This is a genomic window from Enterobacter sp. Ap-1006 (assembly GCF_011752835.1).
Taxonomy (GTDB): domain Bacteria; phylum Pseudomonadota; class Gammaproteobacteria; order Enterobacterales; family Enterobacteriaceae; genus Cedecea.
Map to the genome: position 1 here is coordinate 57,796 of NZ_VWWU01000009.1, position 14,785 is coordinate 72,580.

Annotated in this window: 14 protein-coding genes; 3 read left to right on the forward strand and 11 right to left on the reverse strand. The window is 52.1% G+C overall.

The genetic code is table 11. From position 1 onward, the window contains the following. The 8 genes from rffA to trxA form a co-directional block, all read right to left on the reverse strand. Complete coding sequence (gene rffA / locus F3J28_RS21265; RefSeq protein ID WP_166879553.1) at positions 1 to 1,131, reverse strand: dTDP-4-amino-4,6-dideoxygalactose transaminase; 1,131 nt, start codon at positions 1,129 to 1,131, stop codon at positions 1 to 3. Between the two features lie 4 nt (positions 1,132 to 1,135). Further along, the gene (rffC, locus tag F3J28_RS21270; RefSeq protein WP_166879556.1) at positions 1,136 to 1,813 is read right to left on the reverse strand and encodes a dTDP-4-amino-4,6-dideoxy-D-galactose acyltransferase; all 678 of its coding nucleotides are present in this window, start codon (positions 1,811 to 1,813) and stop codon (positions 1,136 to 1,138) included. 6 nt (positions 1,814 to 1,819) lie between these two features. After that, positions 1,820 to 3,082, reverse strand: coding sequence for a UDP-N-acetyl-D-mannosamine dehydrogenase (gene wecC / locus F3J28_RS21275; protein ID WP_166879559.1), 1,263 nt, complete (start codon positions 3,080 to 3,082; stop codon positions 1,820 to 1,822). Continuing rightward, the gene (wecB, locus tag F3J28_RS21280) at positions 3,079 to 4,209 is read right to left on the reverse strand and encodes a non-hydrolyzing UDP-N-acetylglucosamine 2-epimerase (RefSeq protein ID WP_166879562.1); all 1,131 of its coding nucleotides are present in this window, start codon (positions 4,207 to 4,209) and stop codon (positions 3,079 to 3,081) included. Before wecB ends, wecC begins: the two co-directional genes overlap by 4 nt. Before the next feature lie 62 nt (positions 4,210 to 4,271). Further along, positions 4,272 to 5,318: an ECA polysaccharide chain length modulation protein gene (gene wzzE, locus F3J28_RS21285; RefSeq protein WP_166879565.1), complete on the reverse strand. Its 1,047-nt coding sequence runs from the start codon at positions 5,316 to 5,318 to the stop codon at positions 4,272 to 4,274. A gap of 22 nt (positions 5,319 to 5,340) precedes the next feature. Beyond that, positions 5,341 to 6,432 carry a UDP-N-acetylglucosamine--undecaprenyl-phosphate N-acetylglucosaminephosphotransferase gene (gene wecA / locus F3J28_RS21290; RefSeq protein ID WP_166879567.1) on the reverse strand — a complete coding sequence of 364 codons (1,092 nt, stop codon included), beginning with the start codon at positions 6,430 to 6,432 and terminating at the stop codon, positions 5,341 to 5,343. A gap of 253 nt (positions 6,433 to 6,685) precedes the next feature. Next, a complete protein-coding gene (gene rho / locus F3J28_RS21295; RefSeq protein ID WP_008455558.1) occupies positions 6,686 to 7,945 on the reverse strand; it encodes a transcription termination factor Rho in 1,260 nt (419 codons plus the stop codon). 361 nt (positions 7,946 to 8,306) lie between these two features. Next, positions 8,307 to 8,636 carry a thioredoxin TrxA gene (trxA, locus tag F3J28_RS21300; RefSeq protein ID WP_008455560.1) on the reverse strand — a complete coding sequence of 110 codons (330 nt, stop codon included), beginning with the start codon at positions 8,634 to 8,636 and terminating at the stop codon, positions 8,307 to 8,309. Between the two features lie 131 nt (positions 8,637 to 8,767). Here trxA and rhlB point away from each other — a divergent pair, with 131 nt between their 5' ends. Both rhlB and gppA read left to right on the forward strand, forming a co-directional pair. Next, positions 8,768 to 10,036, forward strand: coding sequence for an ATP-dependent RNA helicase RhlB (rhlB, locus tag F3J28_RS21305; protein ID WP_008455563.1), 1,269 nt, complete (start codon positions 8,768 to 8,770; stop codon positions 10,034 to 10,036). Between the two features lie 8 nt (positions 10,037 to 10,044). Beyond that, complete coding sequence (gene gppA / locus F3J28_RS21310; RefSeq protein WP_166879570.1) at positions 10,045 to 11,529, forward strand: guanosine-5'-triphosphate,3'-diphosphate diphosphatase; 1,485 nt, start codon at positions 10,045 to 10,047, stop codon at positions 11,527 to 11,529. Between the two features lies 1 nt (position 11,530). On the opposite strand, the gene rep is transcribed toward gppA, so the two are convergent. Beyond that, positions 11,531 to 13,552, reverse strand: coding sequence for a DNA helicase Rep (gene rep / locus F3J28_RS21315; RefSeq protein WP_008455567.1), 2,022 nt, complete (start codon positions 13,550 to 13,552; stop codon positions 11,531 to 11,533). Between the two features lie 83 nt (positions 13,553 to 13,635). On the opposite strand from rep, the gene ppiC reads away from it, so the two are divergent. Continuing rightward, positions 13,636 to 13,917 (forward strand): peptidylprolyl isomerase PpiC, encoded by a 282-nt coding sequence (gene ppiC, locus F3J28_RS21320; protein ID WP_008455569.1) that lies wholly within the window; start codon positions 13,636 to 13,638, stop codon positions 13,915 to 13,917. A gap of 29 nt (positions 13,918 to 13,946) precedes the next feature. On the opposite strand, the gene F3J28_RS21325 is transcribed toward ppiC, so the two are convergent. Together F3J28_RS21325 and F3J28_RS21330 are read right to left on the reverse strand one after the other, a co-directional pair. Next, positions 13,947 to 14,324, reverse strand: a complete 378-nt coding sequence (locus tag F3J28_RS21325) for a DUF1360 domain-containing protein (RefSeq protein WP_166879573.1) — start codon at positions 14,322 to 14,324, stop codon at positions 13,947 to 13,949. Then, complete coding sequence (locus F3J28_RS21330; RefSeq protein ID WP_034807977.1) at positions 14,321 to 14,761, reverse strand: Rrf2 family transcriptional regulator; 441 nt, start codon at positions 14,759 to 14,761, stop codon at positions 14,321 to 14,323. Before F3J28_RS21330 ends, F3J28_RS21325 begins: the two co-directional genes overlap by 4 nt. Between the last annotated feature and the right edge of the window lie 24 nt (positions 14,762 to 14,785).

Here is a 14,785-nt window from a genome sequence, read left to right on the forward strand (position 1 = left end):
TCAGGCGAAGTAACTTTGCAGCGTATTGATGATGGTGCGTTGGTTCACTGGCGGCAAGTTATAGAACAGCGGCAGGCGAAGCAAACGCTCACTTTCACGAGTGGTGAAGCGATCTTCCCCGTGGAATCGACCAAATTTCTCACCGGCCGGGCAAGTATGCAGCGGAATGTAGTGGAACACCGCCAGGATCTCCGCTTCTTTCAGGTAGGAAATCAGCGCGCTGCGGTCTTCAATATCGCGCAGCTTGATGTAGAACATATGGGCATTCTGCACGCAATTTTGAGGAATAGTCGGAAGTTCGATACGCCCGGCTTTTGCTAACGGCAAAAGAGCGTCGTGATAGGTTTGCCACAGCTTCAGACGCTGCTGGTTAATCTGTTCTGCCGCTTCAAGCTGCGCCCAAAGATAAGCCGCCTGCAGATCGGCCATTAGGTAGCTTGAGCCAATATCACGCCAGGTGTATTTATCCACCTGACCGCGGAAGAACTGACTGCGGTTGGTGCCTTTCTCACGAATGATTTCTGCCCGCTCGATTAAAGCAGGGTCGTTAATTAGCGTCGCGCCACCTTCCCCGCCCGCGGTATAGTTTTTCGTCTCATGAAAACTGAAACACCCGATGTGGCCAATTGCACCCAGCGCGCGGCCTTTATAAGTCGACATCACGCCCTGAGCGGCATCTTCCACCACAAACAGGTTATGTTTTTTGGCGATGGCCATGATGGTATCCATTTCACAGGCCACTCCTGCGTAATGGACCGGCACGATAGCTCGCGTTTTTTCAGTAATTGCCGCTTCAATTTTTGTTTCGTCGATGTTCATGGTATCAGGGCGCACGTCCACAAAGACGATGACGGCCCCTCGAAGCACAAAGGCATTAGCCGTCGAAACAAAGGTGTAGCTCGGCATGATCACTTCATCGCCAGGCTTGATATCCAGCAGGATAGCGGCCATCTCCAGCGAAGCTGTACAAGACGGCGTCAGCAGCACTTTCTTGCTGCCAAAACGTTGCTCCATCCATTGCTGGCAGCGGCGAGTAAATCCCCCGTCTCCGCACAGTTTGCCGCTGCCCATAGCAGCCTGCATGTATTCAAGTTCAGTACCAACGACCGGCGGAGCGTTAAATGGGATCATTTTTTCACCTGTATAACCAGAAGGCGGTGCTTTCTATGGTGGCACCGCTTTTAATGTAGCGACGCAGCGCGGCGGTATTACTCACCTGAGTTGCCACCCGCAGGGTTTGCAAACCACGCTGACGACACCAGTCTTGCGCAGCAGCCATCAGTTCCTCGCCCAATCCTCGTCCAGCAAGCAGGCCAATTCTGGCCTCGACATCATTTAACTGCCGTAACGTCACAAAGCCCTGGGGCTCATCGCCGTTCTGCCGCAACAGGCACTGGTGATCGAACGTGCCAAGGACGGCGTTTTCAATCCATTGCGCATAGAAACGGCCGCTGTCCCCGGCCTTATACCAGGGCGTACGAAAGCGGCTTTGCGTGAATACCTGAGAAGCCGCCTGGCGAAGCGAAGGGATATCATTCGGCTGGGCGATATCGACGGGAATATTTGCATTTTGCGTGCCAACAGAAAGGGCCAAATCCACTTCACCTTCGACAAGCTGGAAGCCAAGCTGCTGCAGACCATCCAGCCAGTCGGTACGATGAGAGGGAATTTTTGCCTGGACGCGCGACCAGGTATTTAACTGCTCTTCCTGCAGCGCAGGGGCTTCCTCAGAGAAGCGAACCGCGCAGCTGTTTACGTCAAAGAAACGATTTTCCCAGTCCAGAGGTGCCAGGGTGCCGTGAATTGGGCTCATCGTCAGTTATCGCCAAACGCCTTTGGTGTCGACAATCCACGGCTGATGCACCTTATCAGCAGGAACAGCTTTAAATTCTTTATGATCAACCAGCATCACCAACACGTCAGCCTGTGCAAGCGCGACGTCTGCCGAAGTTAATTCACAGTGGCCGACAAGCTTCCCTGGTAACTCGCGGATATTGGGTTCCACCACCAGCGTTTTACCGCCGTGCCATTCGGCCAGCATCTCAGCAATTTCCATTGCCGGACTTTCACGTAAATCGTCAATGTTGGGTTTAAAAGCAAGCCCGAAGCAGGCAATGGTGAGTTCGCTGGCGCGGCGGCCTGTTTCAGCCAGGCAATCGGCTATCGCCGCTTTGACCTGATTAATGACCCAAAGCGGCTTGTTGTCGTTCACTTCACGTGCGGTACGGATAAGACGAGCCTGCTCAGGGTTTTGCGAAACGATAAACCATGGATCGACCGCAATACAGTGCCCACCAACGCCGGGCCCAGGCTGCAGTACATTCACGCGAGGATGGCGATTGGCCAGGCGGATAAGTTCCCAGACGTTAATCCCCTGATCTGCACAAATCAGCGAGAGTTCGTTAGCAAAAGCAATATTGACATCGCGGAAGCTGTTTTCCGTCAGTTTACACATTTCGGCTGTGCGAGAGTTGGTGATAATACATTCGCCTTTAAGGAAAATGTTATACAACTCGCTTGCACGGGCAGAACATACCGGCGTCATACCGCCAACGACGCGATCGTTTTTGATAAGCTCAACCATCACCTGCCCCGGTAAAACGCGTTCCGGGCAATAGGCGATATTGATATCCGCAAGCTCCCCTACCTGTTGAGGGAAGCTCAAATCCGGACGCAGGGCAGCCAGCCATTCCGCCATTTGCTCCGTCGCGCCAACGGGAGAGGTTGATTCCAGCACGACAAGCACCCCTTTCTTAAGTACGGGCGCAATAGATTCTGCAGCCGATTTCACATAAACCATGTCGGGTTCATGATCGCCCTTAAAAGGGGTGGGCACAGCAATCAGATAAGCATCGGCCTCGACGGGCTGCACGGTAGCGCTCAGGTATCCACCCTCAACGGCAGATTTCACCACCTTGTCTAAATCAGGCTCAACGATGTGAATTTCACCTCGATTAATGGTGTCCACCGCCCGCTGGTTAATGTCCACGCCGATGACTTTTCGCTTGCTGGAGGCAAACGCGGCAGCGGTAGGCAGGCCTATGTAACCAAGGCCAATAACGGAGATGGTGGCAAAACTCATGATCTCACCTGATGTTGTTTTAAGGCATTCAAAATACGGCGGCAGGCTTCTCCATCCCCGTAAGGGTTATGGGCACGGCTCATCGCCTGGTATTCCTGCTCATCGCTGAGCAGTCGAGTGACCTCTGCCACAATTCGCTCTTCATCAGTCCCCACCAGCCGCACAGTGCCGGCGGCAACAGCTTCAGGACGCTCAGTGGTTTCACGCATTACTAAAACAGGCTTCCCAAGAGATGGTGCCTCTTCCTGAATCCCGCCGGAATCGGTCAAAATAAGCCAGGCGCGATCCATGAGATAAACAAACGGCAGATACTCCTGAGGCTCAATCAAAACAACGTTATCAACGTGCCCCAAAATTCGCCTTACCGGCTCACTGACGTTTGGATTCATATGAACCGGATATACGATTTGCACATCGCTGTTTTGTGCGGCAATTTTTGCCAACGCGTGGCAGATACGCTCAAACCCTTCTCCGAAACTTTCCCGACGGTGTCCGGTGACCAGAATCATTTTTTTTCCGGCATCGAGGAAGGGATGTTTCGCCTCTATTTCCTGGCGCACAGATTCCTGAGTCAGGACGCGATCTCGCACTGAGAGCAAGGCATCAATAACGCTATTGCCAGTCACGAAGATTTTTTGTTCGCTGATATTTTCTTTCAGCAGGTTCTGACGCGAGTTTTCCGTCGGTGCAAAATGCCAGGAAGCAAGATGTCCAGTTAATGTACGGTTTGCTTCCTCCGGCCACGGGGAGTAAAGGTCGCCGGTACGTAACCCCGCCTCAACGTGTCCAACAGGGATCCGCTGGTAGAAGGCAGCAAGGCTTGCAGCAACGGTCGTGGTTGTATCGCCATGAACCAAAACAACATCCGGCTTAAAGGATTCTAAAATAGGCTTCAGCCCTTCCAGAATACGGCAGGTAATTTCCGTCAAGCCCTGCCCCGGTTTCATAATGTTTAAGTCATAGTCTGGCGTAATGGAAAAGAGGTGTAATACCTGATCCAACATCTCACGATGCTGTGCCGTTACACATACTTTCGCGTCAAAAAACGCGTCTTTTGCCAACGCATCCACCAACGGCGCCATTTTAATAGCTTCCGGGCGCGTGCCAAAAACGGTTAATACTTTCACGGTGATTCTCTTATGTTGAATAAAGTGGAGGCATTCCATCGCTCCTCCACAAGATAAAGGGCCTACGCGGTCTTTGGACGGCGAGCTAAAGCTACGCCAGCACCAACCAGTGCCCCAACCGCACCCCACATAATCAGCAAGAATGCACGACGAGGGCTGTCACGCTTAACTGGCTCTTCTGGCGTGCGTAAATAGCGATAGTTTTGGAAACGAGTATCAACGGTTGGTCCGACATTCAGCGTGTTCAGCATCGCCCGGTTTTGATCGTAATCGATATCAAAATCAGGGCCCACGGCCTGAAGGCTTTCCAGGCGTGCCTGCAACATAGGGCGACCCAGCATGAACATTTCTGAATCCGGAAGTTCTTCTGCGGGAACATTCGTTTCGCTGCGGGTGATATTTTGCTGTTGAGCGATTTTCAACGCCTGCTCAATGCTTTTTACTTTGCGATCGTAGATAGAGTGCGCGACAGCCTCCTGCCGTTTCACCTGCGCTTTCATCTGAACGGTACGCGCCGCCCAGGCCCCGGTCAACTCTTCGTTCAGGTGGCTAGCCGCGCGCTGGCTTGCAAAAGCAACGTATTGCCGTAAAAGATTGTTGGCATCTGCAGCGGTTTCAGCCACCAGTTTGACGCTGTCGTTAATATTGCGCGCGCTGTCGCCCGGTGTGTACTGAATGTTGTCGACAATCTCATCCAACAGCGCAGCATCAGCTTTACTGTTACCGACCTGGCGCTGCTTGTAGTAATCCGTCTGTAGCCAGAAATCCCTACGGGTATCATATGCGGAAAGCTGCACAACGAATTCTTTATAGGCTTCGTCCATGACCGAAGGCTGCTCCACCGTCGCCATATTCGCTTTCACATCGAGGTTGCGCAGGAATTGCTGCTGAGAATAGTAGCCCCCAAGCATATTGACCGTTGGGCGATCTGTGATAGCCGTTGCACTCCACTCTTGCTTCGCTAAAAAGGTATAAATCAGCGCAATAAGGGCAAACACAAAGGCAATTCCGATAATCCAGAATTTGCCCTGCCACAGTGTGCGAAACAAGCCACGAATATCCAGCTCGTTTTCCACCACCGGGTAATTATCAGGCACATGCTCTTTCATCGCTTCCCCAATCCAAGTCTGACTAAATGTTTACGTTGTTGTTTCTGCGAATGCGACGTTTATGGCGTCTGATGAAACGGGCCACTTTCCAGGCTCGTTTAATACAAAAATCGTATAGCACGAATGCTAGCAAGAACAATGCCAACATCAGCCACTCTGGAATAAAATGTAGATACTCTGCCGCAACACCAATGGCAGCAAGCAACGCTGCAGCAAGGGTGATCAGCACAAACGCTTGTCTCGAAGTAAACCCAGCCCGCATGATCAAATGATGAATATGCTGTCGATCTGCGGAGAAAGGACTCATGCCTTTGCGCAGCCGACGATACATAATAGCAATCATATCCATCAGCGGGATGGCGATGATCCATAACGCGGTCACCGGGCTGATGGGGTGTGTTTTACCCTGGGTCGTCTCCAACAGGATCCAGATAACCGTAAAACCGATTAACGTGCTGCCAGCGTCGCCCATGAAAACTTTATAGCGCCGCCCTAACAAGCCAAGATTCAGAAGTATATAGGGCAAAATGGCAACAATCATCGCGAAACACCACATCGCAAGGCTGTGCTGACCATCCAAAAGAAGAATTATGCCCATGGCAGCAAAAGAAACCGAAGAGAGTCCCCCCAGCAAACCATCAATGCCGTCCACCATGTTGAATGCGTTGATTGCCGCCCAAACCGCAAATAGCGTCAGGAAGTAGCCAAATGGCCCCAGAACCAACTCCCATGAACCAAAAATGAAACCCAGGCTGCTAAGGTAAAGCTTGCCATAGGACATCATGATGATGGCAATCAGGGCTTGAACAAAAGCTCTTATCTTAACGCTGATATCGAAGCGATCGTCCAGCGCACCGACCAGGACCAACACGCCGGCGCAGGAAAGGTAAAGCCAAAGATGTGGAATGTAATCATTGCTAATTAAAAAAGTAAAACATATCCCTGCAAATACGGAAATACCGCCTACCAGTGGGATTGATCCCTGGTGACGTTTACGGAAATTAGGTTTATCAACCAACCCTATTTTGCGAGCAGCTTTTCGCGCACAAAAAAGAAATGCGGTGGTAAATAAAAAGACCAGGATTAAATCAGTTCCAGCGGTGAATAGATTCACAGTGAAAACTCTCGACGAAATAAAGGATCAGATTCATTAGCATCATAGTAGCTCTCTGCCAGACCGGTATGTGTCACGGTTTCTCCTTGAAATGACCGCACGTTATACGTGCAGGTTGATGCTTGATCCGAAAAAAACACACTATCTATGGTTAGATGAAGGCAAGCTATAGGAATTAGCTGCTATGCATATCGTATAGAGCAGAAACGAAAAACGCCACGACTAAGCGTGGCGTTCCCCGAGTTTTTGTTGCTTACGAGCGCTTCATCATGTCGAAGAAGTCATCGTTTGTTTTGGTCATCGCCAGCTTATTGATGAGGAATTCCATGGCATCAATTTCACCCATTGGATGAATGATTTTGCGGAGAATCCACATTTTCTGCAGCTCTTCCTGCGTGGTAAGCAGCTCTTCTTTACGCGTACCGGAACGGTTGTAATCGATGGCCGGGAAGACGCGTTTCTCAGCGATCTTACGGGACAGATGCAGCTCCATGTTACCGGTGCCTTTGAACTCTTCGTAGATGACTTCATCCATTTTAGAGCCGGTATCGATAAGCGCGGTGGCGATAATAGTCAGGCTACCGCCCTCTTCCACATTACGTGCAGCACCGAAGAAGCGTTTTGGACGATGCAGGGCGTTCGCATCCACACCACCAGTCAGGACTTTACCCGATGCCGGAACAACGGTGTTGTAGGCACGAGCCAGACGAGTGATGGAATCGAGCAAAATGATAACGTCTTTCTTATGTTCAACCAGACGTTTCGCCTTCTCGATAACCATTTCAGCAACCTGAACGTGGCGAGAAGCCGGCTCATCAAAGGTAGAAGCAACAACTTCACCTTTAACCAGACGCTGCATCTCGGTGACTTCTTCTGGACGTTCGTCGATCAGCAGCACCATCAGCACACAGTCTGGGTGGTTATAGGCAATGCTCTGCGCGATGTTCTGCAGCAGCATGGTTTTACCGGCTTTTGGCGGTGCCACGATCAGACCACGCTGGCCACGACCAATTGGTGATGCCAGATCCAGTACACGCGCGGTTAAGTCTTCGGTAGAACCGTTACCACGCTCCATACGCAGACGAGAGTTTGCATGCAGAGGCGTTAAGTTTTCGAACAGGATCTTGCTACGGGCATTTTCCGGCTTGTCGTAGTTAACTTCGTTAACCTTCAGCAGCGCAAAGTAGCGTTCGCCTTCTTTTGGCGGACGAATCTTACCGGAGATGGTATCCCCTGTGCGGAGGTTGAAACGGCGGATTTGGCTGGGAGAAACGTAGATGTCGTCGGGACCGGCGAGGTAGGAGCTGTCTGCGGAACGGAGGAAACCAAATCCATCCTGCAGTATCTCCAGCACACCGTCACCAAAGATATCTTCGCCACTCTTAGCGTGTTGCTTCAGGATGGAGAAAATGATGTCCTGCTTGCGCATGCGGGCTTGGTTTTCCAGCCCCATATTTTCGCCGAGAGTAATCAGCTCAGAAACCGGCGTATTCTTTAATTCGGTAAGATTCATAATGGTGGGTTCTTAAACTCGGGGTAAATCTCGAACTTAGTTTCGTGAATGGTATGGCAGGGTCATCCATGCCTGTTTAATGGCTACCACACATGTCTGATCGCTGCCTGGTCATAGGAAAAACGCAGAACTGAAACGACGAGACGGAATGGGTGATAAGCCCGAATTCGGTTATGCGTCCGTTGTGATTGCTGTAAAAGCGAGTTGATTTGACAGCGAACGGGAAGCATTAAGGTAATACAAAGATTCAAACTTAAGGGCAAGTTTAAAGCGAAGTCATAGGTAACTTAGCATGTGTGACGCCGGGCGTCCAGCAGCTCGCAAAAAAATGCAAGTGCGGCACGCACCGGCTGAGATTCCATTATGCCAGATTGGCGTCGAGGAACTCTTTTAACTGGCCTTTAGACAGCGCACCAACTTTGGTCGCAGCGACTTCGCCATTTTTGAACAGCAACAGGGTTGGGATACCGCGGATGCCGTACTTCGGTGCCGTGCCCGGGTTCTGGTCGATGTTCAGCTTAGCTACGGTGATTTTGCCCTGATATTCATCAGCGATCTCGTCGAGAATCGGGGCGATCATTTTGCATGGACCACACCACTCTGCCCAGAAATCAACCAGAATCAACCCTTCAGCTTGAAGCACGTCCGTGTCGAAACTGCCGTCAGTCAGGTGAATAATTTTATCGCTCATGTTCAACTCCACAGGATTATGTCTACCTTGTTGGTGTAGCATTAACCAACTTGGGGTGACTTTATTTCACCCGGTTTATTTCAACGGATGTGCTTTCGTAAAGCAATAGTAAACTGATATTCTACCACACTATGAGCAAAACACATTTGACCGAAAAGAAGTTTTCCGACTTCGCCCTGCACCCTAAGGTGATTGAAGCCCTTGAAAATAAAGGGTTCCATAACTGCACCCCAATTCAGGCACTGGCACTTCCGCTGACTCTGGCGAATCGTGACGTTGCAGGGCAGGCGCAAACCGGTACAGGCAAAACGATGGCGTTTCTGACGTCCACGTTCCACTATTTACTTTCTCACCCGGTTCCAGAGAACCGTCAGGTGAATCAACCGCGCGCCTTGATTATGGCGCCAACCCGCGAGTTAGCGGTACAGATTCACTCTGATGCGGAACCGTTAGCTCAGGCGACTGGCCTGAAGCTTGGCCTTGCCTATGGCGGCGACGGCTATGACAAACAGCTGAAAGTGCTGGAAAGCGGCGTCGATATTTTGATCGGCACCACCGGCCGACTGATTGACTACGCTAAACAAAATCACATTAACCTGGGCGCGATTCAGGTTGTCGTCCTGGATGAAGCGGATCGCATGTACGATCTCGGCTTTATCAAAGATATTCGCTGGCTGTTCCGCCGCATGCCGCCGGTAACCCAGCGCCTGAACATGCTGTTCTCAGCCACGCTTTCCTACCGCGTACGTGAACTAGCTTTCGAGCAGATGAACAACGCGGAATATGTGGAAGTTGAGCCCGAGCAGAGAACCGGCCACCGCATTAAAGAAGAGCTTTTCTATCCTTCTAACGAAGAGAAAATGCGCCTGCTGCAAACGCTGCTCGAAGAAGAATGGCCGGACCGTGCCATCATCTTCGCTAACACTAAGCATCGCTGTGAAGATATCTGGGGCCATCTGGCTGCCGATGGTCACCGAGTTGGTTTGCTAACCGGTGATGTTGCACAGAAAAAACGCCTGCGTATTCTGGAAGAGTTTACTCGTGGCGATCTGGATATTCTGGTCGCAACAGACGTAGCGGCTCGCGGCCTGCATATCCCAGCTGTTACTCACGTTTTCAACTACGATCTGCCTGATGACTGTGAAGATTACGTTCACCGCATCGGCCGTACCGGTCGTGCTGGCGCCAGCGGTCATTCCATCAGCCTGGCATGTGAAGACTACGCGCTGAACCTGTCGGCGATTGAAACCTATATTGGCCACGCCATTCCGGTAAGCAAATATAACGCTGAAGCACTGTTAAATGAGTTCCCACCGCCAAAACGTCTGACCCGCAGCCGCCCTGGCAACGGTCCACGCCGCGGTGGCGCTCCTCGTGGTAATCGTCGTCGCGCAGGTTAAAAAAATCTATGCTTAGCACCGCCTCACTCTATGCAGCAATTGATCTGGGTTCTAACAGTTTTCATATGTTGGTTGTGCGTGAGGTGGCAGGAAGCATACAAACCCTGACCCGCATTAAGCGAAAAGTTCGCCTCGCTGCTGGCCTCAACAGCGAGTGCGTTCTCTCCCCGGAAGCCATGGAGCGCGGCTGGCAATGCCTGCGCTTATTTGCCGAACGACTCCAGGATATTCCTCAGAATCAAATTCGCGTTGTGGCTACAGCCACGCTGCGCCTCGCCGTTAATGCCGATGTTTTTTTGCAAAAAGCTCAGGAAATACTGGGTTGCCCGGTGCAGGTTATTCGTGGTGAAGAAGAAGCCCGCCTGATTTATCAGGGCGTTGCCCACACTACCGGCGGCGACGATCGACGTCTGGTCGTTGACATCGGTGGAGCAAGTACCGAGCTGGTGACGGGCATCGGAGCGCAAACAACCTCGTTATTCAGCCTCTCGATGGGCTGTGTCACATGGCTGGAGCGTTTCTTTAGCGACAGAAATCTCGGTCAGGAAAACTTCGCGGCTGCAGAGGCGGCGGCTGCAGAAGTGCTCAATCCAGTCATTGCCGAGCTTAAAAGCCACGGCTGGAAGATTTGTGTTGGCGCGTCTGGAACCGTGCAGGCGCTGCAGGAAATCATGATGGCGCAGGGAATGGATGAACGCATTACCCTTGCAAAACTGCAGCAGCTAAAACAGCGAGCAATTCAGTGCGGCCGGCTGGAAGAGCTGGAAATTGAAGGCCTTACGCTTGAGCGCGCGCTGGTTTTCCCAAGCGGTCTGGCCATTCTCATCGCTATCTTCCAACAGCTTGATATTGAATGCATGACGCTTGCTGGTGGCGCGCTGCGTGAAGGTTTGGTCTATGGAATGCTGCATCTTGCGGTGGACCAGGAGATTCGTCAGAGAACGCTACGTAACGTTCAGCGCCGTTTTATGGTAGATACCAGCCAGGCGGCTCGCGTGGAACAGCTTGCGCAGAATTTTGCTTCACAAATCGCAGAGCCGTGGGGGCTGGATCCCCTCAGTCAGCAGATGCTGGCGAGCAGCGCCCTGCTGCATGAAATTGGCTTAAGCATCGATTTTAAACATGCCCCGCAGCATGCGGCCTATCTGGTGAGAAATCTGGATTTGCCGGGCTACACGCCCGCGCAGAAAAAATTGCTGGCAACGCTGCTGCTTAACCAGACCAATCCCGTCGATCTCTCTTCGCTCCACCAGCAAAACGCAGTCCCGCCGCGCGTGGCGGAAAGACTCTGCCGTCTTTTACGTCTGGCGATTATTTTCGCAAACCGCCGCAGAGACGATATCCTGCCCGAGATTAAACTGCAGGTCGACGGCGAAACCCTGCATCTGGCATTGCCCGACACCTGGCTTGCCTGTCACCCTCTCGGTGCCGAACTGCTGGAACAGGAAAAACTTTGGCAGAGCTACGTTCACTGGCCGCTCAGCGTCAATTAATCTAGCTTTTACGCGCTTTGGCCAGCATCTCGCGGATGTTGGCCACATTACTCTGCCCTTTTTGCATTCGCTCTTCAGCAGAAACCACTTTCCGCTCAGTTTCCCAGCTTAAATCGTCCTGTGGCAGCTCCATCAGGAACCGGCTAGGTTCAGGCCGTATCAGCTCGCCATACTGCCGACGTTCCCGGCAAAGCGTAAACGTCAGCTCTTTTTGCGCCCGGGTAATCCCCACGTAAGCCAGACGACGCTCTTCATCCACGTTATCTTCGTCGATGCTGCTTTGGTGCGGCAAAATCCCTTCTTCCATGCCCACAAGGTAGACGTAGGGGAATTCCAGCCCCTTAGAAGCATGTAGAGTCATCAACTGAACCTGATCGGCCTCTTCTTCGCTTTCACCACGCTCCATCATGTCACGCAGGGTAAAACGCGTGACCACCTGGATTAACGTCATCGGCTCATTCAGGTCGTTGCCTTCAAGCATCTCGGTCATCCAGCTGAAAAGCTGGTTAACGTTTTTCATCCGCATTTCGGCAGCTTTTGGGCTGGGCGAGGTTTCGTACAGCCAGCTTTCGTAGTCGATGCCGTGGATCAGGTCTCGCACGGCGGCCACCGGCTCGCGCTCGGCAAGCGTTGCCACGTCCCGCAGCCAGTGGGTAAAACGCTGCAACGCATCAAGACCGCGCCCGCTGAGCGTCTGGCTTAAGCCCATATCGAAGCTGGCAGTAAACAGGCCTTTATTACGCTGCATCGCCCACTCGCCAAGCTTTTGCAGCGTTGCCGGGCCAATTTCGCGCTTGGGTGTATTTACAATACGCAGAAATGCGCTGTCATCATCCGGGTTCGTCAACACGCGCAAATAGGCGAGCAGATCTTTAATTTCCGGACGAGAGAAAAATGAAGTGCCGCCGGAGATACGATACGGGATGCGGTTTTGCATCAGCATCTTTTCGAACACCCGCGACTGGTGGTTGCCGCGGTACAGAATCGCGTAATCTTTATAGTTGGTTTTATTAATAAAGTGGTGGGCGATAAGCTCGCCGGTGACGCGCTCGGCCTCATGCTCTTCATGATTAGCCGTCACGACCTTCAATTCTGCGCCGTGTTCAAGTTCAGAGAAAAGCCGCTTCTCAAAAACGTGCGGATTGTTGGCGATCAGAATATTGGCCGCATTCAAAATCCGGCGGGATGAGCGGTAGTTCTGCTCAAGCTTGATGACTTGCAGCGCCGGAAAATCTTTGCTCAGCAGAACCAGGTTTTGCGGGTTCGCCCCTCGCCAGGAATAGATAGACTGGTCATCGTCGCCTACAACGGTAAAGCGCGCCCGCGCGCCAACCAACAGTTTCACCAGCTCGTACTGGCTGGTGTTGGTATCCTGATATTCATCTACCAGCAGATAGCGAATACGGTTTTGCCAGCGCTCCCGGACTTCTGCATTGCGCTGCAGCAGTAGCGTTGGCAGCAAAATCAGATCGTCAAAATCCAGCACGTTGCAGGACTTCAGGTGCGTGTCGTAAAGGCCGTAGCAATGGGCAAAAATACGATCCCGTTCGCCCTTCGCCTGCGCGGCGGCCTGCGCCGGAGACAACAACCCGTTCTTCCAGTTGGAGATGGTTGAAATCAGCTGTTGAAGCAGCACCTTATCGTTTTCTAACAGGCCTTCAGTTAGCTCTTTTAGCAGCGCGGTCTGATCGGTATCGTCAAACAGCGAGAAGTTAGATTTCATACCAAGCGCCGCGTACTCGCGCTTGATAATCTCCAGCCCCAGCGTGTGGAAGGTCGAGATCATCAACCCCCGTGCCTCTTTGCGCCCCAGCGTCTGCGAAACGCGCTCTTTCATTTCGCGGGCGGCCTTATTGGTAAAGGTCACCGCCGCGATTTGGCGCGCCTGATAGCCACTTTCGCGAATCAGATGCGCAATTTTATTGGTGATAACGCGCGTTTTACCCGAGCCCGCCCCGGCCAAAACCAGGCAGGGTCCGGTGACAAATTCGACGGCTTGTTGTTGGCCAGGGTTTAAACGCATACGGTCACTCAATGAAAGTCAGGAGGGGACAAAAACAGCGTGGTAGTATAGCGAGCGTAATCAACATGACTCAAGGCACTATCATGGCAAAAACCGCAGCAGCACTGCATATCCTTGTAAAGGAAGAAAAACTGGCTCTGGACCTTCTGGAGCAGCTTAAAAACGGTGGCGACTTCGAAAAACTGGCGAAGAAGCACTCTACCTGCCCGTCCGGCAAAAAAGGCGGCCATTTAGGTGAATTCCGTCAGGGGCAGATGGTTCCTGCGTTCGATAAAGTGGTCTTTTCCTGCCCACTGCTGGAGCCTTACGGTCCGCTGCACACTCAGTTCGGCTACCACATCATCAAGGTGTTGTACCGTAACTAAGCCAAAGGCCGGGATATCCGGCCTTTTCTTTACTTTGTCGACTGCAGCGTCTGCTGGGCTTCATGCTTCAGCAAATGCGTGCCGACCGCCATCTGGAACACTTTAAAAATAATGCCGTTCACGAAAGTGGTCAGCGTGAGGGTAATAAACGCCGTCATAATCCAGTCGATCACCGGCATCCCGCTGTGCAGCAAATAGGGACGGTAAATCAGCATTCCGGCAAACACGACCCAGTGGCTAAGGCAGTAGAAACATTGAAAGAGATGGCCCAGCATCGCATGCTTTTTCGCCGTCCAGCCGCGTAACCCTGCAAACAGTTCAGTTTGCGTTATCGTCATCGAAATACTGGCGGCGGCCAGGGCGATCATCAGACAAACTGGCAGATCCATGGTTAAGGTTGAAATCATTCCTCGTGCCCCTTTTCATTGAAATAGCTAATAAATTCGCTCCCGATATCTTGCAATGTCAGGCTTTTGAACCGCGCCAGCACCAGCTCTTCAGCGGCGGTAAACGTCTCGGACATCACGCGATTGACGCCCTGCTCCACCAGGCATTGCGGGTTTTCATTGCGGTTGCCTAGCGCAAACAGACCCGGCGATCCCAGCGCCAGATAAATATCCAGCAGCGTCACTTCGCTGGCCGGGCGGCAGAGTCTCCAGCCGCCGTGGTGACCTTTGGTTGAGCAGACGATGTTGTTCTCGCGTAGACCGGCGAGCACTTTACGAATAAACGCCGGATTGCCGTCGATAAAGGCGGCCATTTGTTCCGATGTGAGCGGTTTGTCCATCTGCTCCAGGTGAAGCAGGATGTGCAATGTTGCTGAGAAGGAGTTATTTATTTTCATGTAACTTACAATATTACATAAAAG

Bases quoted from the DNA above. Each gene is read 5' to 3' on its own strand.
- rffA (WP_166879553.1), bottom strand. From the start codon at position 1,131: ATGATCCCATTTAACGCTCCGCCGGTCGTTGGTACTGAACTTGAATAC.
- rffC (WP_166879556.1), bottom strand. From the start codon at position 1,813: ATGAGCCCAATTCACGGCACCCTGGCACCTCTGGACTGGGAAAATCGT.
- wecC (WP_166879559.1), bottom strand. From the start codon at position 3,082: ATGAGTTTTGCCACCATCTCCGTTATTGGCCTTGGTTACATAGGCCTG.
- wzzE (WP_166879565.1), bottom strand. From the start codon at position 5,318: ATGAAAGAGCATGTGCCTGATAATTACCCGGTGGTGGAAAACGAGCTG.
- rho (WP_008455558.1), bottom strand. From the start codon at position 7,945: ATGAATCTTACCGAATTAAAGAATACGCCGGTTTCTGAGCTGATTACT.
- trxA (WP_008455560.1), bottom strand. From the start codon at position 8,636: ATGAGCGATAAAATTATTCACCTGACTGACGGCAGTTTCGACACGGAC.
- rhlB (WP_008455563.1), top strand. From the start codon at position 8,768: ATGAGCAAAACACATTTGACCGAAAAGAAGTTTTCCGACTTCGCCCTG.
- gppA (WP_166879570.1), top strand. From the start codon at position 10,045: ATGCTTAGCACCGCCTCACTCTATGCAGCAATTGATCTGGGTTCTAAC.
- rep (WP_008455567.1), bottom strand. From the start codon at position 13,552: ATGCGTTTAAACCCTGGCCAACAACAAGCCGTCGAATTTGTCACCGGA.
- ppiC (WP_008455569.1), top strand. From the start codon at position 13,636: ATGGCAAAAACCGCAGCAGCACTGCATATCCTTGTAAAGGAAGAAAAA.
- F3J28_RS21325 (WP_166879573.1), bottom strand. From the start codon at position 14,324: ATGATTTCAACCTTAACCATGGATCTGCCAGTTTGTCTGATGATCGCC.
- F3J28_RS21330 (WP_034807977.1), bottom strand. From the start codon at position 14,761: ATGAAAATAAATAACTCCTTCTCAGCAACATTGCACATCCTGCTTCAC.